The sequence below is a fragment of the Microbacterium sp. TPD7012 genome, from assembly GCF_003075395.1.
GTDB lineage: Bacteria > Actinomycetota > Actinomycetes > Actinomycetales > Microbacteriaceae > Microbacterium.
This window is the reverse complement of record NZ_QDFV01000005.1, coordinates 231,974-249,531: the sequence shown is the minus strand read 5'-3', so window position 1 is coordinate 249,531 and position 17,558 is coordinate 231,974. Positions and strand designations below refer to the sequence as shown.

18 protein-coding genes are annotated in these 17,558 nt (G+C 69.7%); 10 read left to right on the top strand and 8 right to left on the bottom strand.

The features are described 5' to 3' along the window. The first annotated feature begins 66 nt into the window (after positions 1 to 66). The 6 genes from DC434_RS15485 to DC434_RS15465 are packed head-to-tail and all read left to right on the top strand — an operon-like array spanning position 67 to position 6,803. Complete coding sequence (locus DC434_RS15485) at positions 67 to 1,779, top strand: ABC transporter substrate-binding protein (RefSeq protein ID WP_116636199.1); 1,713 nt, start codon at positions 67 to 69, stop codon at positions 1,777 to 1,779. Between the two features lie 43 nt (positions 1,780 to 1,822). Continuing rightward, positions 1,823 to 2,788, top strand: coding sequence for an ABC transporter permease (locus tag DC434_RS15480; RefSeq protein ID WP_116636198.1), 966 nt, complete (start codon positions 1,823 to 1,825; stop codon positions 2,786 to 2,788). After that, a complete protein-coding gene (locus tag DC434_RS15475; RefSeq protein ID WP_116636197.1) occupies positions 2,785 to 3,687 on the top strand; it encodes an ABC transporter permease in 903 nt (300 codons plus the stop codon). The genes DC434_RS15480 and DC434_RS15475 overlap by 4 nt, the downstream gene beginning before the upstream one ends. Then, positions 3,684 to 4,691 (top strand): ABC transporter ATP-binding protein, encoded by a 1,008-nt coding sequence (locus DC434_RS20005; RefSeq protein ID WP_133192825.1) that lies wholly within the window; start codon positions 3,684 to 3,686, stop codon positions 4,689 to 4,691. Before DC434_RS15475 ends, DC434_RS20005 begins: the two co-directional genes overlap by 4 nt. After that, complete coding sequence (locus tag DC434_RS20000) at positions 4,688 to 5,671, top strand: oligopeptide/dipeptide ABC transporter ATP-binding protein (RefSeq protein WP_243408963.1); 984 nt, start codon at positions 4,688 to 4,690, stop codon at positions 5,669 to 5,671. Before DC434_RS20005 ends, DC434_RS20000 begins: the two co-directional genes overlap by 4 nt. A gap of 49 nt (positions 5,672 to 5,720) precedes the next feature. Beyond that, positions 5,721 to 6,803, top strand: a complete 1,083-nt coding sequence (locus tag DC434_RS15465) for a tartrate dehydrogenase (protein ID WP_116636196.1) — start codon at positions 5,721 to 5,723, stop codon at positions 6,801 to 6,803. 116 nt (positions 6,804 to 6,919) lie between these two features. Here the strand turns inward: DC434_RS15465 and DC434_RS15460 are convergent, their stop codons facing one another. The 7 genes from DC434_RS15460 to purL form a co-directional block, all read right to left on the bottom strand. Continuing rightward, the gene (locus DC434_RS15460) at positions 6,920 to 7,543 is read right to left on the bottom strand and encodes a hypothetical protein (RefSeq protein WP_116636195.1); all 624 of its coding nucleotides are present in this window, start codon (positions 7,541 to 7,543) and stop codon (positions 6,920 to 6,922) included. A gap of 127 nt (positions 7,544 to 7,670) precedes the next feature. Further along, positions 7,671 to 8,108: a VOC family protein gene (locus tag DC434_RS15450; RefSeq protein WP_116636194.1), complete on the bottom strand. Its 438-nt coding sequence runs from the start codon at positions 8,106 to 8,108 to the stop codon at positions 7,671 to 7,673. 44 nt (positions 8,109 to 8,152) lie between these two features. Continuing rightward, complete coding sequence (locus tag DC434_RS15445) at positions 8,153 to 8,491, bottom strand: cupin domain-containing protein (protein WP_243408962.1); 339 nt, start codon at positions 8,489 to 8,491, stop codon at positions 8,153 to 8,155. A gap of 24 nt (positions 8,492 to 8,515) precedes the next feature. After that, positions 8,516 to 8,866, bottom strand: coding sequence for a TraR/DksA C4-type zinc finger protein (locus tag DC434_RS15440; RefSeq protein ID WP_116636193.1), 351 nt, complete (start codon positions 8,864 to 8,866; stop codon positions 8,516 to 8,518). A gap of 64 nt (positions 8,867 to 8,930) precedes the next feature. Further along, positions 8,931 to 9,653 carry a DUF2786 domain-containing protein gene (locus DC434_RS15435; RefSeq protein WP_165808095.1) on the bottom strand — a complete coding sequence of 241 codons (723 nt, stop codon included), beginning with the start codon at positions 9,651 to 9,653 and terminating at the stop codon, positions 8,931 to 8,933. A 177-nt stretch (positions 9,654 to 9,830) separates the two neighbouring features. Beyond that, positions 9,831 to 9,977, bottom strand: coding sequence for a hypothetical protein (locus DC434_RS20180; RefSeq protein WP_165808094.1), 147 nt, complete (start codon positions 9,975 to 9,977; stop codon positions 9,831 to 9,833). Positions 9,978 to 10,000: 23 nt separating this feature from the next. Beyond that, positions 10,001 to 12,337, bottom strand: a complete 2,337-nt coding sequence (gene purL / locus DC434_RS15430; protein WP_116636298.1) for a phosphoribosylformylglycinamidine synthase subunit PurL — start codon at positions 12,335 to 12,337, stop codon at positions 10,001 to 10,003. 257 nt (positions 12,338 to 12,594) lie between these two features. Between purL and DC434_RS19995 the strand changes: the two genes are divergently transcribed. Both DC434_RS19995 and DC434_RS15425 read left to right on the top strand, forming a co-directional pair. Beyond that, complete coding sequence (locus DC434_RS19995; protein ID WP_133192823.1) at positions 12,595 to 12,789, top strand: hypothetical protein; 195 nt, start codon at positions 12,595 to 12,597, stop codon at positions 12,787 to 12,789. Between the two features lie 141 nt (positions 12,790 to 12,930). Beyond that, entirely contained in the window at positions 12,931 to 14,151 is a 1,221-nt protein-coding gene (locus tag DC434_RS15425; protein WP_116636191.1) for an MFS transporter, read from the top strand. On the opposite strand, the gene DC434_RS15420 is transcribed toward DC434_RS15425, so the two are convergent. Then, positions 14,138 to 15,010: a serine/threonine-protein kinase gene (locus tag DC434_RS15420; RefSeq protein WP_116636190.1), complete on the bottom strand. Its 873-nt coding sequence runs from the start codon at positions 15,008 to 15,010 to the stop codon at positions 14,138 to 14,140. The two genes, DC434_RS15425 and DC434_RS15420, sit on opposite strands and share 14 nt — an antisense overlap. 203 nt (positions 15,011 to 15,213) lie before the next feature. Between DC434_RS15420 and gnd the strand changes: the two genes are divergently transcribed. Together gnd and DC434_RS15410 are read left to right on the top strand one after the other, a co-directional pair. Continuing rightward, positions 15,214 to 16,278, top strand: coding sequence for a phosphogluconate dehydrogenase (NAD(+)-dependent, decarboxylating) (gene gnd, locus DC434_RS15415; protein ID WP_116636189.1), 1,065 nt, complete (start codon positions 15,214 to 15,216; stop codon positions 16,276 to 16,278). A gap of 82 nt (positions 16,279 to 16,360) precedes the next feature. After that, a complete protein-coding gene (locus DC434_RS15410) occupies positions 16,361 to 17,551 on the top strand; it encodes an aminotransferase class I/II-fold pyridoxal phosphate-dependent enzyme (protein WP_116636188.1) in 1,191 nt (396 codons plus the stop codon). The last annotated feature ends 7 nt before the right edge of the window (positions 17,552 to 17,558 follow it).

Genomic DNA, 17,558 nt, shown 5'->3' with positions numbered 1-17,558 from the left:
ACCACCACCCGCACCACAGCACCTCTTGCACTGTTCCTTCGTCGCACGCTCACTGGAGATCCGTCCATGTCGAAATCACTGCTTCGCACCGCTGTACCCTCTTCCCGGCCTTCCCGTCGCGGCATCCTCGCTGCTCTGACCGCGGCCGCGCTCATCGGCTCCCTGGCCGCCTGCAGCCCGTCGCCCGCCCCGACCGGGACGAACGAGGAGGTCGCCGTCGTCGACGGCGGCGAGATCGTCATCGGCGCCGAGCAGGAGCCGGACTGCACCGACTGGATCGCCACCTGCGGCGGCTCCATCTGGGGCTCGTACATCATGCAGATCCCGACCATGCCCGGTGTCTTCCAGACCCGCCTCGTCGACGACGAGTGGCAGCCGGTGGCCTCGGATCTCGTCACGGGCGAGCCCACCACCGAGGTCGCCGCCGACGGCACGCAGACCATCACCTACGAGATCAACCCCGACGCGGTGTGGTCCGACGGCGAGCCCATCACCTCGGCCGACTTCGAGTACACCGCGCTGCAGATCCGCGACGGCGACGACATCTTCGACAAGACCGGCTACGACCGCATCACCGCGATCGACGCGAGCGATCCGAAGACCGTCGTCGTCACGCTGAACTCCACGTATGCGGGATGGCGCACGCTCTTCAGCGTGTACGGCGTGATGCCCTCGCACCTGCTCGAGGGTCAGGATCGCGCGGCGATCATGGCCGAGGGCTACGACTTCAGCGGCGGGCCCTGGAAGATCGAGAAGTGGACCAGGGGCACCTCGGTCACGCTCGTGCCGAACGAGAACTACTGGGGCGAGAAGCCGCACCTCGACAAGGTCACGTTCCTCTTCCTCCCCGACACGACCGCCGCGTTCCAGGCCCTCAAGAGCGGACAGGTCAGCGCCCTCTACCCGTCGCCGCAGCTCGACGCCCTCACGCAGATCGAGGCGGGGCTCCCCGGCATCAAGTCCCAGGTCGACGCACGCAGCGGCAACCTCGAGGCGATCTGGCTGAACAACGCCGCCGCCCCCTTCGACTCGGTCGCCGTGCGCCAGGCGCTCGCCTACTCGATCGACCGCGACGCCATCGTGAAGCGCCTGTTCGGCAGCCTCGGCATCGATGAGGCGCAGCAGAGCTTCAACTCGCCCATGGTCGCGCCGTTCGCATCCGACGACTTCTCGCAGTACTCGCTCGATCTCGACAAGGTCGACGAGCTGATGGAGGGCGACGGCTGGAAGAAGAACGGCGACGGCGTCTGGGCAAAGGGCGGCGAGACCGCGACCTTCTCGATCAAGACCCTCGCCGGCAACAAGCGCCGCGACCTCACGGTGCAGGTGCTGCAGTCGCAGCTGGCGGATGCCGGGTTCGAGATGACGATCGACCAGGTCACCCCTGCCGACCTGTTCGGCACGATCGCTCCCGAGGGAGATTTCCAGGCCGGCATCTGGGCGCTCGTCGACACCTTCGCCGACCCCACGCTCAGCGCGACCTTCTCGTCGGTCAACATCCCGAGCGAGGCGAACGGCTTCTCCGGCATCAACTTCTACCGCACGAACATCCCCGGACTCGATGATCTGCTCAGCCAGGTCGACAACGAGATCGACACGGATGCGCGCATCGAGGTCTCGCACGAGGCCGACGCGCTGATCGCCGAGAACGTGCCGTCTCTCCCGCTCGACACCGTACCGAACGTGCTGCTGTGGGACGAGAAGATCGGCGGTCCGCTGCAGATCAACCCCATGGAGGGTCCGTTCTGGAACCTCGCCGAGTGGGGACTCGCGGGCTGAGCCCGCGGTCGGACACGGACGCGGACAGGAAGGAGGCGACGTCATGATCACGTTCATCACACGACGGGTGCTCTACTCGATCCCGGTGATCCTCGTCGCCTCCTTCGTGCTGTTCTGGGCGGTGCGAGCGACGTTCGACCCCCTCGCCAAGCTCCGCCTGGCGCAGGATCCGACCGCTCTCTCCCGCGAGATCGAGCGGCTGGGCCTGGATCGCTCGATCCCCGAGCAGTACTTCCTCTGGCTGCGGTCGATGGTCGTCGGGGACTGGGGTCTGAGCACCCGCACCGGCACCCCGGTGCTCCCGCTGATCGGCGAGGCGCTGTGGCCCACGCTGCAGCTGGCGTTCTGGGGGCTGCTGATCGCGGTCCTCATCGCGGGCGGAGTGAGCGTCTACTCGGCGGTGCGGCAGTACTCCCTGGGCGACAATCTGCTCACGGGTGCCTCGTACCTCGGTATCGCGATGCCGGCGTTCTGGTTCGGCCTCATCCTCATCCAGACGTTCGCGGTCTGGCCGAAGGAGGCGTTCGGGCTCAGCGAGCCGCCGCTGTACTTCATCGGGCTCAACTCGCCGGGGCAGACCGGCGTGCTCGACTACATCCGCCATCTGATCCTGCCCGTCGCCGCGCTCATGATCGCCCTCATCGCGTCGTGGAGCCGGTTCGGCCGTGCCGCGATGCTCGATGCGCTCTCGAGCGACTACGTGCGCACGGCCCGGGCGAAGGGCGTGCCGCGCCGCCAGGTGATCTGGCGGCACGCGGTGCGCAACTCGCTCGCCCCGTTCGTCACGGTCGTCGCGCTGGATGCGGCGATCCTCATCGGCGGGCTCGTGGTCACCGAGCAGATCTTCGCGATCCCCGGCATGGGGCGTCTGTTCCTGCAGTCGCTCGTCGCGGGCGACGTGTTCGTGCTGCTGCCCTGGATGATCGTGGTCGCCGTGGCGGTCGTGATCTGCAACCTGGTCGCCGACATCGCCTACGCGGTGCTCGACCCGAGAGTGAGACTGTCATGAGCGGTGCCGGCATCGCGGGGCGCGAGGAGCTGCTCGCCGAGCAGGAGCCGCAGAAGGCGCCCACCCGTCAGCTGTTGAAGGGCTTCCTGCGGCACCGACTCGGCGTGGTGAGCCTGATCGTGCTGGTGATCCTGCTGATCGCGTGCTTCGGCGCCGGCTGGATCGCTCCTTATCCGCAGGGGCGCCAGGACCTCCTCACCGGGCCCACCCCGCCCTCGGGGGCGCACTGGCTCGGAACCGACGAGCTCGGCCGCGACTACCTGAGCGAGATCCTCTTCTCCGGCCAGATCTCGCTCGCGATCGGCCTCGCCGTCGCCCTGCTCGCGACCGTCGTCGGCACGGCCCTCGGCGCGATCTCGGGCTACGTCGGCGGCTGGATCGGCGAGCTCATCATGCGCATCACCGACCTCTTCCTCATCGTCCCCGCGATCGCCCTGCTCGCGGTGATCCTGCAGGGCCTCGGGCCCTCGCCGACGACCATCGTCCTCGCGCTCACGGCGCTCGGCTGGACCTACATCGCCCGGGTCGTGCGGGCGCAGGTGCTGTCCCTCCGCGAGAAGGACTTCATCGACGCGGCACGCGGCATCGGAGCATCCGGCATCCGCATCGTCGTCTCGCACCTGCTGCCGAACCTCGCCGGGGTGATCGTGGTCGCGATGAGCCTGGCCGTTGCATCCTCGATCATCGCGGAGTCGACGCTGAGCTTCCTCGGGTTCGGGGTGCAGCCGCCGCAGACCAGCTGGGGCTCGATGCTCAGCCAGGCCGCCGGCTACGTCGGCACCCCGCAGGTGTACCTGCTGTACTTCCCCGGACTCTTCATCCTCGTGACCGTGCTGTGCGTGAACTTCATCGGCGACGGACTGCGCGATGCGCTCGACCCGCAGGGGAAGAACCTGTGAGCGGCGGCGAGGTGCTGCTGGAGGTCGAGGACCTGTCGGTCAGCTTCCCGACGGATGCCGGACTCGCCAGGGCCATCGAGGGCGTGTCGTTCGTGCTGCGCGAGGGCGAGACGGTCGGGATCGTCGGGGAGTCGGGATCCGGCAAGTCGATGACCGCGATGGCGATCATGGGGCTGCTGCCGAAGAAGGCGGTCGTCACCGGGTCGATCAGATTCCGGGGCACCGAGCTGGTGGGGATGTCGGATGCCGCGCTGCGCGAGGTGCGCGGCAAGGACATCGCCGTGGTCTTCCAGGACGCGCTCACCGCTCTCAACCCGGTCATGCGCGTCGGCGAGCAGCTGATCGAGGCCGTGCGCGTGCACCGTCCCGACACCACCACGGCCGAGCGGAAGGCACGGGCGATCGAGCTGCTGGACGTCGTCGGCATCCCCTCGCCCGAACTGCGCGTCGACCGCTATCCCCACGAGTTCTCGGGTGGCATGCGCCAGCGCGTGATGATCGCGATGAGCATCGCCAACGAACCCGACCTGCTGATCGCCGACGAGCCGACGACCGCGCTCGACGTGACCGTGCAGGCGCAGGTGCTCGAGGTGCTGCGCGAGGTGCAACGCCGCACCGGCACGACGGTGCTGCTCATCACCCACGACCTCGGCGTCGTCGCCGGCACCGCCGACCGGGTCATGGTCATGTACGCGGGCGGGCTGGTCGAGACGGCCGACGTCGATCCGCTCTTCTACGAAACCGCGCACCCCTACACGGCGGGGCTCCTGGCGTCGCTGCCGCGGATCGACCGGCGGGCGTCGCGCGACGAGAGGCTGTACCAGATCGCGGGTCAGCCGCCGGTGGCGACCGCATGGCCTGCCGGGTGCCGCTTCGCTCCGCGCTGCGCGCACGCGGTCGCGGGGCTGTGCGATGCGGCGGTTCCGCCCGCGGTGCCGGTGGGCTCCGGGCATACAGCGGCCTGCGTGCGCGTGGACGAATGGCAGAAGGAGGCGGCGTCATGAGCACGAGCCTGACCGTGCAGAACCTCGTCAAGGAGTACAAGGTCGGTGGCGGTCTCTTCGGCCGCACGCGCGACGTCGTGCAGGCCGTGTCGGACGTCAGCCTCTCGATCGACGGCGGACAGACCTTCGGCCTCGTGGGCGAGAGCGGATGCGGCAAGTCCTCGCTCGGCCGCAGCGTCGCCCGCCTGCAGACCAGCGACGGGGGCTCGATCCGGCTCGGCGCCGATGACATCACCGGCGTCGAGGGCGGGCGGCTGCGGGCGCTGCGCCGGCGCGTGCAGTTCGTGTTCCAGGACCCGTACGCCTCGCTCAATCCGCGGAAGTCCGTGCGGGCGACGCTGACCGAACCGCTCGTGATCCACGGGCTGCACCGCGGCCAGCACGAGCGCCGGGTCGAGGAGCTGCTCGCGCAGGTCGGGCTCAACCCCGCGCACGCCGACCGCTTCCCGCACGAGTTCTCCGGAGGTCAGCGGCAGCGGCTCGGCATCGCCAGGGCTCTCGCCGTCGAGCCCGAGGTGATCGTGCTCGACGAGCCCGTCAGCGCCCTCGATGTGAGCGTGCAGGCCGGAGTGCTGAACCTGCTCGACGATCTGCAGCGCGACCTCGGGCTCACGTACCTGTTCATCGCGCACGACCTGTCCGTGGTGCGACACCTCAGCGACCGCGTCGGAGTGATGTACCTCGGCAAGCTCGTGGAGGAAGGACCCGTCGACGACCTGTACGAGCGGCCCCGGCATCCGTACACCCAGGCGCTGCTGTCGGCGATCCCGGTTCCCGACCCGCGGGCCGAGCGGGCGCGCGAGCGCATCGTGCTGACCGGTGACGTGCCGAGTCCGGTGTCGCCGCCGAGCGGATGCCGCTTCCGCACCCGCTGCTGGAAGGCCACCGAGGTGTGCGCCGAGGTGGTGCCCGAGCTCGAAGACCACGGCGGCACCCACCGGGTCGCCTGCCATCACCCCGACGAGCTCGACGTTCTCTGACCCCCGCCTCGACCGGAACGATCGCCCTGCTGCTACCGGAAGGAACCCCATGACGACCACCCACCGCATCGCCGTGATCGCCGGAGACGGCATCGGCACCGAGGTGATGCCGGAAGGGCTGCGGGTGCTGCGCGCCGCGGCGTCCCGATTCGACATCGACCTCGAGTTCACGGAGTTCGACTTCGCGAGCGCGACGTACTGGCAGCAGCACGGGCGGATGCTGCCGGACGACTGGTTCGAGACGCTGCGCGGCTTCGATGCGATCTACTTCGGGGCGGTCGGCTGGCCCGACGTCGTGCCCGATCACGTGAGCCTGTGGGGGAGCCTCATCCAGTTCCGGCGCGGGTTCGACCAGTACGTGAACCTGCGGCCGGTGCGGCTCATGCCCGGCGTGGTCTCGCCGCTCGCCGGTCGTGAGCCGGGCGACATCGACTTCTACGTGGTGCGCGAGAACACCGAGGGCGAGTACTCCTCGATCGGCGGCCGGATGTTCGAGGGCACCGACCGCGAGTTCGTGCTGCAGGAGACCGTGATGACGCGCACCGGCGTCGACCGGGTGCTGCGCTACGCGTACGACCTGGCGCAACGCCGCGAGGCCAAGCACCTGACGTCGGCGACCAAGAGCAACGGCATCTCGATCTCGATGCCCTACTGGGATGAGCGCGTCGCCGCGGTCGGCGCCGACTACCCCGAGGTGCGCCGCGACCAGTTCCACATCGACATCCTCACGGCGAACTTCGTGCTGCACCCCGACTGGTTCGACGTGGTCGTGGCGAGCAACCTGTTCGGCGACATCCTCTCCGATCTCGGTCCCGCCTGCACCGGGACGATCGGCATCGCGCCGAGCGCCAACATCAACCCGGAGGGGGACTTCCCCAGCCTGTTCGAGCCCGTGCACGGCTCGGCTCCCGACATCGCCGGGCGCGGCATCGCGAACCCGATCGGGCAGATCTGGTGCGGCGCCATGATGCTCGAGCACCTGGGCCACCCGGATGCCGGAGCCGCCGTGCTCGCCGCGATCGAGGACGTGCTCGCCCGCGGAGCGGATGCCGCGCCCTTCACCCCCGACCTCGGCGGCACGGCGACCACGGTCGAGCTCGGTGCCGCGATCGCGGAGGCCGTCGCGGGGTAGGGATCGCCTCGGCCCACTCGTTCGGGAGGAGTTCCCGCCGTCGGGCGGACGTGCGCACGGAAAACCTCCGCCCGACGCGGCGAACTCCTCCCGACGACGCGTACCGCCGAGGACCATCAGCGCAGCTGCGGCACCGCCGTGCTCGGGTCGTTCACGATCGCCTCGAGATCTGCGCGCAGACCGGTCGCGCGCTCGGGCACGCTCGGCAGGGAGATCTCGGCGCAGCGACGGGCGAGCTCGAGGTCACCGGCCAGCGCCGCGACCCGCGCCCAGGTGAGCAGGTGGGCCGGATGCGGAGGATCGACCACTGCCGCGCGCGCCGCCTCGTGGAAGTCCTGCGGCCAGGTGGCGAGCCGGCCGAAGAAGGCGCTGGACTGCCGGTCCCACTCCGAGACGAGGAACGACACCGACTCCTGCGCCTGCTCGGCGGTCGAACCGTAGACGAAGTCGGGGTCGTGATTGTTGCGGAACCCGGGGATGATCGACGACCGCCAGGCGCAGTCCGCTTCGCGGATCTTCGTCGGATCGATGACGTGGCGAGAGATGTCGCCCAGCAGGGTCAGATGCACGCCCACGTCGATGCGGAAGACGCCGCGCCGTGGCTGGTGCACGACTTCGACGACGTGCACGACCGGGTCGTCGGCGCGGCGCAGCACGTCCCCGTTGCGCGCGAACCCCTGCCCCTTCAGGAGCGGGAAGAAGTGCTCGCGGAGGAGCGCGGTCGTCGTCTGCTTGTCCACACGGGAATCGTAGCCAGACCGCGGCGTCATCCGCTGGGACGGCTGGTCGTGCGCGGGGATCGGATCAGCGAGCCGGTGGTGGTCGCGCGCCTCCGGGCGGCGACCGAGCTGATCTGGCGCGGGATGCTCAGCTCTTCGTGAGGTCCTGCGCGAACATCACCAGGATGCCGCTGGGGCCGCGGAGATACGTGAGCTTGTAGACGTCCTGGTAGTTCGCGACGCCACGGAGCGGGTGGTAGCCGTGCCGGGCGGCGATCGCCAGGGACTCGTCGATGTCGTCGACGGCGAAGGCGATGCGGTGCATCCCGATCTCGTTGGGCAGCGTGGGCTCGGTCTCGATCGCCTCGGGGTGAATGTATTCGAAGAGCTCGATCTGCCCTTGGCCGTCCGGCGTCTGGAGCACCGCGATCCTGGCGTGGTTGCCGTCGAGACCGACGGCTGTGTCGGCCCATTCTCCACTGACCTCGTCGCGGCCGAGCACGGAGAGCCCGAGGTCGGAGAAGAAGGAGATCGTCTCGTCGAGGTCGCGCACGGCGATGCCGACGTTCTCAAGTCTGATTGCCATGAGGGGATGCTACTCGCGCACGCCGACGTCGGGTTCGGCCGGATCTACTCGAGCCACTCCGTGATGAAGCGGTCGCTCGCATGCACGTGGGTGGCCTCGTAGGTGCCGCCGTCGAGCACTTCGAAGCGATGGGTGACGAGCGAGGGGACGACGAGGATCTGCCCGCCCACGCCCACGACCTGCTCCTCGCCGACCGTGAACAGCGCGCGGCCGTGGTGGATCACGAATGTCTCGGCGTACGGATGCCGGTGCAGTCGAGGCCCGCGGCCCGGAGTGGTGATGTACTCGCGCATGATGCTCACGGGCGAGCCGAGCAGACGACCCTCGATGTCTTCGTCGCGGCTCACGTCTCTGGGGTGGATGGTCACGGCTCCTCCGTTCACGCCCTCAGGGTACGCCGATCGCGCTCAGCGGCCGAGCTTCTCGGCGCAGGCGACGCAGTGGACGGCGAAAGGCCGCACCTCGAGGCGCGCCGGCGGGATCGGCCGACCGCAGTTCGCGCAGACGCCGTACGTGCCGGCATCCATCCGAGCGATCGCCTCGTCGACCTGCCGCAGTTCGGATGCCGCGGCCTCGGCCAGACCCGTCAGGCGCGACCATTCGGATGACAGGGTGACGCCCTCGGGGTCATGCTCGTCGTCGTCGTTCGAGCCCTCGCGATCATGCGTGAGCTCGTCGAGGGTCGCGGCTGTAGTGCTGACCCGTTCCGCCGCCTGCGCGCGCAGCTCTTGCAGGAGTGCGCGCAGGTCGGTCGTCATCCCCTCACCCTAGGCAGAGGCACCGACACGCCGCAGTGCGCGTCGTCGGTGCGCATCGGTCGGCTCATCGTGCGACCCCGCGGCCGGGCGTCACGGCGCGCTCGCCGGTTCGCGCCTCGCGACCCGAGCGGTGCCCGTGCACATAGGCCCCGGCATCCGCTCCCTGACGCCCGCGTGCTCGGCGCGTCGGCATCCGGTCGATCACGGCGTCCACCCGTTCGCGGCGGGAGGCGAGCACGAGGTCGGTTCCGCTTCCGGACTCCTCGATGATGCGGCGCCGGCTGTCGTCGATGCGCTCGGCCGCGCCGGCCGCGAACCCCCGGATGAACCCGCTGCGCGCGCGCCGCCTGTCGCCTTCGGTGCCCCACCGGTAACTGTCGCGCTGGGCGGCCCACCACGCCCGCATCGCCACCATCGCCTGCACCTCGAGACTCGCGGTGAGCACGCGCGCCTGCTGCGCGTCGGAGGCGTAGCCCACGAGGTAGAGCACCGACCCGGCCGCCTGGTCGGCGTGCAACGGGCGCACCGTGTCGAGCGCCAGCGCCACCCGCGTGCCGAGCTCACGCATGTCGCGCGCGTAGGTGCCGGTGAAGACGATCCGCTCCTGGACGATCTCCTCACCGGACTGACCGGATCGGGCGCGGCGCTCGTCGAGGCGCGCCTGCTCGATGCCGTATTTCACCATCAGCCGCTCGGCGTGCTCGGTGAGCGCCTCTGCCTCCTCGGGCGTCGTGCTCTCGGCCTTCGCCAGCAGCTGGGCGATCAGGTCCAGTTTCGCTTCGGTCATGGGGTCCCCTTTGCTCGTGGTGCTCTGCATCCTCCGAGGGGGGTCTCCCATTCCGGCGCCCTTCGCCGGGGTCGGTGAAGAAGGTCGTTCAGCGGCTCGCTGTGGACGAGAAATCGACCCGTCGTGCTGCGCGCGTCGACGAGCCCCGCGACCGGGTGAGTGCGGCAGAGCCGCGGGTCAGCCGAAGATCAGCGTCAGCACGGTCGCGCCGCCGCCGCCGAGGATCAGCGCGACGATGACCGTCCAGGCGATGATCCGGATGCGGCGGTTGCGCGGCTCGCCCAGGTCGCCGTAGTCGTCGTCGGGCTTGCTCAGTTCGCTCATGCGTTTCGTCTCGCCTCTGTCGCTCAACGACCGGAGTCGGCCGGCTCCGCGACGGTCGGGCCGAAGTACGACGGCAGCGTGGCCTTCGAGCGCTCGCGCAGCTCGTCGACCGAGACCGTGAAGACGTCCTGCACCTCGAGCTGCGGCTCGCTGTCGGTCACGCCGATGCGCAGCACCGGGTAGTTGCGACCCTCGCACAGGCCGCGGAACTTCACGTCGTCCTCGCGGGGCACCGTCACGATGACGCGGCCGGTCGACTCCGAGAACAGCGCCGACGCGGCATCCACACCATCGCGCTCGATGATCTCGTTCAGCCACACGCGGGCGCCGACGCCGAAGCGCGAGACGCCCTCGGCGAGGGCCTGGCCGAGGCCGCCCTCGGAGACGTCGTGCGCCGAGGAGATCAGCCACTCGTCGCGTGCTGCCGAGAGCAGGCCCGCGAGGCGCTTCTCGCCGGCGAGGTCGACCTTCGGGGGCAGTCCGCCGAGGTGCTGGTGCACCACGTCGGCCCAGGCCGAACCGGAGAGCTCGGTCGAGGTCGTGCCGAGCAGGTAGATGTTCTGGCCGATGTCCTGCCACCCCGAGGGGATGCGGCGCGAGACATCGTCGATGATGCCGAGCACGCCGACGAGCGGGGTCGGGTGGATCGGCACGTCGCCGGTCTGGTTGTAGAACGAGACGTTGCCTCCGGTGACCGGGGTGCCGAGCTCGTAGCATCCGTCGGCGAGGCCGTCGACCGTCTGACCGAACTGCCACATGACCTCGGGGTTCTCCGGGGATCCGAAGTTCAGGCAGTCGGTGATGGCGGTGGGCACCGCGCCCGTGACGGCGACGTTGCGGTACGCCTCGGCCAGCGCGAGCTGCGCGCCGGCGTACGGGTCGAGCTGGCAGTAGCGGCCGTTCGCGTCGGTGGAGATCGCGAACCCGAGGCCGGACTCCTCGTCGACGCGGATCATGCCGGCATCATCGGGGAAGCTGAGAGCGGTGTTGCCGAGCACGTAGTAGTCGTACTGGTTGGTGATCCAGCTCGTGTCGGCCAGGTTCGGCGACGCGACCAGGTTCAGGAACTGCTCGCGCAGCACCTCCGGGTCGTTGGAGCGGGGCAGGTTCTCCGCGGCATCCGCCTGCAGCGCGTCGATCCAGGTCGGGTACGCGACCGGACGGTCGTAGACCGGGCCGTCGACCGCGACGGTCGAGGGGTCGACGTCGACGATGCGCTCGCCCTGCCAGTCGATGATGAGGCGGCCGTCTCCGGTGACCTCGCCGAGCACGGAGGTCTCCACCTCCCACTTGTTCACGACCTCGAGGAAGGCGTCGAGCTTCTCGGCCGCGACGATCGCCATCATGCGCTCCTGCGACTCCGACATGAGGATCTCCTCTGCCGTGAGCGTGGGGTCGCGCAGCAGCACGTTGTCGAGCGAGACCTTCATGCCGCTGTTGCCGTTGGCCGCCAGCTCGCTGGTCGCGCAGGAGATGCCTGCCGCGCCGAGGTCCTGGATCGCCTCGACGAGCTCGCCGCGGTACAGCTCGAGGCAGCACTCAATGAGCACCTTCTCGGCGAAGGGGTCACCGACCTGCACTGCGGGACGCTTGGTCGGGCCGGTCGAGTCGAAGGAATCGGATGCCAGGATGCTGGCACCGCCGATGCCGTCGCCACCCGTGCGGGCGCCGAAGAGCACCACCTTGTTGCCGACGCCGGTCGCGTTGGCGAGCTTGAGGTCTTCGTGGCGGAGCACGCCCACCGCGAGCGCGTTCACGAGCGGGTTGGCCTGGTAGACCGAGTCGAAGACGGTCTCGCCGCCGATGTTCGGCAGTCCCAGGCAGTTGCCGTAGAAGCTGATGCCGCTCGTCACGCCGTGCACGACGCGGGCGGTGTCGGGGTGGTCGATCGCGCCGAAGCGAAGGGCGTCCATGACCGCGACCGGGCGGGCGCCCATCGAGATGATGTCGCGGACGATGCCGCCGACGCCGGTCGCCGCACCCTGGAAGGGCTCGATGAAGCTGGGGTGGTTGTGGCTCTCGGCCTTGAAGGTGACGGCCCAGCCCTCGCCGACGTCGATGACGCCCGCGTTCTGGCCCATGCCGACCATGAGGCGTTCCTTCATCTCATCGGAGACCTTCTGGCCGAAGCGGCGCAGGTAGTTCTTCGACGACTTGTAGGAGCAGTGCTCCGACCACATGACCGAGTACATCGCCAGCTCGCCCGACGTGGGGCGGCGGCCGAGGATCTCCTTGATGCGCGCGTACTCGTCATCCTTGAGGCCGAGGGCGCCGTACGGCTGCTCCTTCTCGGGCGTCGCGATCGCGTTCTCGACGGAGTCGGGGACGTGCTTGTGGACAGGTGCAGGGGCGGTGGTCACGCGCACTCCAAAGGAAGGGGCCGGCGGGGCGGTTCCAGTCTACCGGCGGTCGGGTGCGGCCGGATTCGGGGCGTGTGGGACCGGATGCGGGTCCCACCGCGTGCACAATTCAGCAAAAAACTCCGCGGCGAGAACCGGCTTCCGAGTGAATCCGCGACGGTGCTCGCGCTTCGAGCGCATTCTTGCTGAATCGTGCACACCGCCCGCCCGATCAGGCGTAGCTGGATGCCGCGGCAAGACGGGAGGCCAGAGCCGAGGTGGCCGCACGCAGCTCCTCCGGGCCGACGATCCGGATGCCGCCGCCACCGCCGGCTCGACCCGACGCGAGAACCGACCGCACGTTCTTCCAGTCGGCGCGAGCCGAGTCGCTCGACCGGCTCACGCGCTCCTGGGACGGCCTCGCCGACGGTGCCGAGATCGTCGAGCCGTCCGCCGGCTTCGACGTCGCCTGAGTCGCGCTCCCGTGGCAGTTGTGGCGGGTCTGCGGCCGAAACACCCGCCACAACTGCCACGGGAGCATCGAACTGCAACTTGGGGGTTGCACTAGGGCACTCTTTGTGCAACTGTGGAGTTGCAGACAGCGAGGAGAGATCATGATCGCGACCACCCGGAAGCGCGTCCGCCCGGCAGCCGTATTGGCGGCGCTGTTCGCCGGAGCATTCGTCATGGGCTGCGCCGAGATGCTCGTCGTCGGGATGATCGACCTCATCGCCGCCGATCTGTCGGTCTCGCTCGCTGCTGCGGGAGCGCTCGTAACCGCCAATGCGCTCGGGCTCGCGATCGGTGGGCCACTGCTCACCTTCCTCACCACGCGCTTCGACCGGCGGCAGGTGCTGCTGGCGACGGCATCCGTCTTCCTGGCGGCGAATCTGCTGCCCGCGCTGTTCGCGGACTACCCGATGTTCCTCGTCGCACGCGTCGTGATCGGTGCCGCGCAGGGCCTGTTCATCGCCGCGGCGATGGTGACTGCCACGTCGATCGTGCCGCCGGAGCGCACCGGCCGCGCGATGTCGGTGGTCATCTCGGGGTTCGCGACATCGAGCGCGCTCGGCCTTCCGATCGGGACCCTGCTCGGGCAGTCGGTCGGCTGGAGAGGATCGTTCGTCGCGGTCGTCATCGTCGCGGCCGCGGTGCTCGTCGTGCTGTTCGTCGTGCTGCCGTCGGTCCCGACGGACGCGGGCAGCGGCGCTGTCGGACAGGCGCGGCATGCCTTCGCTCCCCGTGTGCTCGCCGTGCTGAGCGTGAGCTTCCTCACCTTCGCGGCGATGCTCGCGGCGATCACGTATCTCGTTCCGTTCCTCGCCGAGTTGACCGGACTCACCGGCCCGCTCGTCACGGTCTACCTGCTCGTCTACGGGATCTCGACCACTCTCGGATCGGCGATCGGCGGGCGTTTCGCCGATGCGAACGCCGCACGGATGCTGATCGTCGGGGCCCTCGGTGTGCTGATCTCGTTGGGCGCCCTGCTGCTGTTCGGCGGAAACCCGTGGATCGTGGGACTCTCCGTGCTCGGGATCGGGATGCTGGGGATGGGCACAGCCCCGTCGATCCAGCATCGCGTCGTGGCTCTCGCCGGTCCCGGGGCGCCCCTCGCCGCGTCACTCCCGGCGTCCGCGGTGAACGTCGGGATCGCCTTCGGATCTCTCGCCGGCGGGATCGCACTTGAGCAGTGGGGAGAGGCGTTCGCGGTGATCGTCGGGATGGGCATCGCGGTCGTGGCGATCGTGGTCGCGTGGGGGACGAGCTTCCTGCAGGCTCCCGCGGCGTCGGGACGACCTGTCGAGGCAGGATCCGCAGGGGTCAGGCGGCGCTGAGCTCCACGCGCCGGTCCCCGCGCACCAGGGCGCGAGCGGCACGGGCCACCTCGACGGCCGTCGGGCGCTCGCGCGGGTCGAGGCGCGTCATGTGCTCGAGCAGCCGTCGCCAGTCGGGATCGACAGAGGCCGGGATGAACGGCTTCGTGGTCAGGCGTCGGATCGCGGCGACGCGGCCCGTCCCGAGCGCGGCGTATCCGGCCTCACCCGTCAGGGCTTCGAGCATCACCAGGCCGAGGGCGAAGATGTCGACCGCGGTGCCGGGGTCGGCATCGCGCAGCTGCTCCGGCGCCATGTAGGTGAGTGTGCCGAGCACGTGTCCCGACGAGGTCATCCGCGCATCGTCGAGCTCGCAGGCGATGCCGAAGTCGGCGAGCTTCGCGGCCCACTGTCCTCCGCGGCGGGTGCGACGGGGCGCGAGGAGCACGTTCGAGGGCTTCACGTCACGGTGGACGATGCCGGCGGCGTGCACCGCGGCCAGGCCCTCGGCGAGATCGCGCGTCAGATGCGCGAGCTGCCGGGCGGGCACCGGTCCCGCAGCCATGCGTTCGGCGAGGGTCGGACCGTCGACGAACTCCATGACCAGGTACTGCGGACGCCGTCGCCGCAGCTGCGCATCGAACAGCGCGACGAGAGAGGGGTGGCTCAGCGAGGCGAGAAGGGCCTCCTCGGTCCGCGCGCGATCGGCGTTGCGCAGCGCACCCTCGCCACGGTGGAGCATCTTGATCGCGACGGTCCGTCCGACGTAGGTGTCCTCGGCGCGATAGACGGTGGCGGTGCCGCCCTGTCCGACCCGATCCTGGAGGACATAGCGTCCGTCGAGCAGGGCGGACGAAGGAGAGAGAACCTCCAGCGTCATCACGCACTCCTCGTTCCGGCATCCGGGTCTTGTATTCCACTGACAGTATCCCGCGCCATCCTGGGCATCTCCTGCCTTGACGCGCCGCGAAAACAGTGGGTGAGAGCCGATCCCGACCGGATGCCGACACCGCGGAGGCGTAGCATCGCCACCAGGCGCGCATGGCGCGCCGACGATCGCACACGTACTCGGAGGGGAATCCCATGCAGCTGGCGATGATCGGACTCGGACGGATGGGTGCGAACATCGTTCGCAGGCTGATGCGCGCAGGCCACGACTGCGTCGTCTACGACGTGAACGCGGATGCCGTGCAGGCGCTGGTCGCCGAGGGGGCCGTCGGCGCCGACAGCATCCCCGACCTGGTGTCGAAGCTGCAGGTGCCGCGTGCCGTCTGGATGATGGTGCCCGCCTCGCTCACCGGTCAGGTGGCCGACGAGGTGGCCGCGGTGCTCGAACCCGGCGACGCCCTCATCGACGGCGGCAACTCGAACTACCGCGACGACGTGCGTCGCGCGGCCGCGTTCCGCGAGAGCGGCATCGACTACATCGACGTCGGCACCAGCGGCGGCGTCTTCGGGCTGGAGCGCGGCTACTGCCTGATGGTCGGCGGGCCGGATGCCGCGGTGCAGCGCCTCGAGCCGATCTTCCGCACGATCGCGCCGGGTCCGGGTGAGATCGAGCGCACGCCCGGCCGCACCGGCGAGTTCGCTCCGGAGGAGCAGGGCTTCCTGCACTGCGGCCCCTCGGGGGCCGGGCACTTCGTGAAGATGGTGCACAACGGCATCGAGTACGGGATCATGGCCGCGCTCGCCGAAGGGCTCAATCTGCTCGAGAACGCGGATGCCGGCATTCGCGAGGCTCAGCATTCGGCCGAGATCGCCCCGCTCGAGGAGCCCGAGTTCTACCAGTTCCCGATCGACACCGCGAAGGTCTCCGAGCTCTGGCGTCGCGGATCCGTGGTGTCGTCGTGGCTGCTCGACCTGACGGCGGCGGCGCTGAACCAGAACCCGACGCTCGACGGCCTGGCTGGGCGCGTGTCGGATTCTGGAGAGGGGCGATGGACGGTCAAGGCAGCGGTCGACGTGGGCGTTCCGGTCCCCGTGCTCGCGGCATCCCTCTTCGAGCGCTTCGCGTCGCGCGACGAGGACCGCTTCGCCAACCAGGTGCTGTCGGCCATGCGACTACAGTTCGGCGGGCACCAGGAGCTCCCGGCCGGCGACGTGCTCGAAGCCGGCAGCCGCCGGGCGGAGTCCGGCAAGGGCAGTTGAGCGGCGCGGAGTCGGCTCGCGGAGCCGTCATGCACGGAAACGCGGCATGCGTCGGGGCGGGATCGTCCGTATGTTGGGGCAGATGAGCGAGGACTGTCCGCCCCTCCCGTCGCACCCGTTCGACGCGCGCACGCGCCTGCACCTCGACCGGCCGCACAGTCGCAAGTGGAGCCTTCATCCCGGTCGGATCGGCGCGTGGGTGGCCGAGATGGACTTCGGCGTCGCTCCCGAGATCGCGGAGGCGATGCATCGGGCGATCGACGAGGAGAACCTGGGGTACCTGTCGCCGCCGCTGGCCGCGGACCTCGGAGTGGCGACGGCCGACTGGATGCGCGAGGAGTACGACTGGGCCGTCGACCCCGAGCGCGTGCATCCGGTCTCCGACGTGATGGCTGTTCTCGGCGTCGCGGTGCAGGAGTACGCCCCCGCCGGATCGGCCGTGATCGTGCCGACGCCGGCCTACATGCCGTTCCTGACATATCTCCCGGCGATCGGGCATCCGGTCATCGAGGTTCCCGGTGTGGAGGTCGACGGACGGTGGCGGCACGACCTGCAGCGCATCGACGAGGCCTTCGCCGCCGGTGCCCGCACGCTCGTGCTGTGCAACCCGCACAACCCCACCGGCACGATCGCCGATCGGGCCGAGCTCGAGGCGATCGCCGAGATCGTGGAGCGGCACGGCGGCCGTGTGTTCGCCGACGAGATCCACGCCCCGCTGCGCTACGACGGCAGCCCGTTCGTCCCCTACGCCTCGGTGTCGGCGGCGACCGCCGCGCACACGGTGACCGGCACGAGCGCCTCGAAGGCCTGGAACATCCCCGGTCTCAAGACCGCGCAGCTGATCACCTCGAACGACGCCGACCAGGAGCGCTACCGGCAGTTCGGGTTCGCGGTGCAGCACGGTGCGGCGACCCTCGGCGTCGTCGCGTCGACGGCCGCCTACCGACACGGTCGCCGCTGGCTGACGGACGTCGTCGACTACCTCGACGGATCACGCCGCGTTCTCGGTGACCTCGTCGCGGCTCACCTTCCCGGCGCCGCGTATCGCATCCCCGAAGCGACATACATCGGTTGGATCGACACGCGCGCGCTCGACATCGAGGGCCCGCCCGCGGCGTTCTTCCGCGAGCAGGCCGGGGTCGTGCTCACCGAGGGCCGTCTGCTCGGCCACGGATACGAAGGCTTCGTGCGGGTGGTGTTCGCGACGCCCCGCCCGATCCTCGCCGAGGCGTTCTCCGCCATGGGCGAAGCGCTGGAGACTCGCGCACTCTGACGCGGCC

Excerpts from the sequence above, each read along its gene's own strand:
- DC434_RS15485 (WP_116636199.1), top strand. The coding sequence starts at position 67 with ATGTCGAAATCACTGCTTCGCACCGCTGTACCCTCTTCCCGGCCTTCC.
- DC434_RS15480 (WP_116636198.1), top strand. The coding sequence starts at position 1,823 with ATGATCACGTTCATCACACGACGGGTGCTCTACTCGATCCCGGTGATC.
- DC434_RS15475 (WP_116636197.1), top strand. The coding sequence starts at position 2,785 with ATGAGCGGTGCCGGCATCGCGGGGCGCGAGGAGCTGCTCGCCGAGCAG.
- DC434_RS20000 (WP_243408963.1), top strand. The coding sequence starts at position 4,688 with ATGAGCACGAGCCTGACCGTGCAGAACCTCGTCAAGGAGTACAAGGTC.
- DC434_RS15465 (WP_116636196.1), top strand. The coding sequence starts at position 5,721 with ATGACGACCACCCACCGCATCGCCGTGATCGCCGGAGACGGCATCGGC.
- DC434_RS15450 (WP_116636194.1), bottom strand. The coding sequence starts at position 8,108 with ATGGCAATCAGACTTGAGAACGTCGGCATCGCCGTGCGCGACCTCGAC.
- DC434_RS15440 (WP_116636193.1), bottom strand. The coding sequence starts at position 8,866 with ATGACGACCGACCTGCGCGCACTCCTGCAAGAGCTGCGCGCGCAGGCG.
- DC434_RS15435 (WP_165808095.1), bottom strand. The coding sequence starts at position 9,653 with ATGACCGAAGCGAAACTGGACCTGATCGCCCAGCTGCTGGCGAAGGCC.
- DC434_RS20180 (WP_165808094.1), bottom strand. The coding sequence starts at position 9,977 with ATGAGCGAACTGAGCAAGCCCGACGACGACTACGGCGACCTGGGCGAG.
- DC434_RS15425 (WP_116636191.1), top strand. The coding sequence starts at position 12,931 with ATGATCGCGACCACCCGGAAGCGCGTCCGCCCGGCAGCCGTATTGGCG.
- DC434_RS15420 (WP_116636190.1), bottom strand. The coding sequence starts at position 15,010 with ATGACGCTGGAGGTTCTCTCTCCTTCGTCCGCCCTGCTCGACGGACGC.
- gnd (WP_116636189.1), top strand. The coding sequence starts at position 15,214 with ATGCAGCTGGCGATGATCGGACTCGGACGGATGGGTGCGAACATCGTT.
- DC434_RS15410 (WP_116636188.1), top strand. The coding sequence starts at position 16,361 with ATGAGCGAGGACTGTCCGCCCCTCCCGTCGCACCCGTTCGACGCGCGC.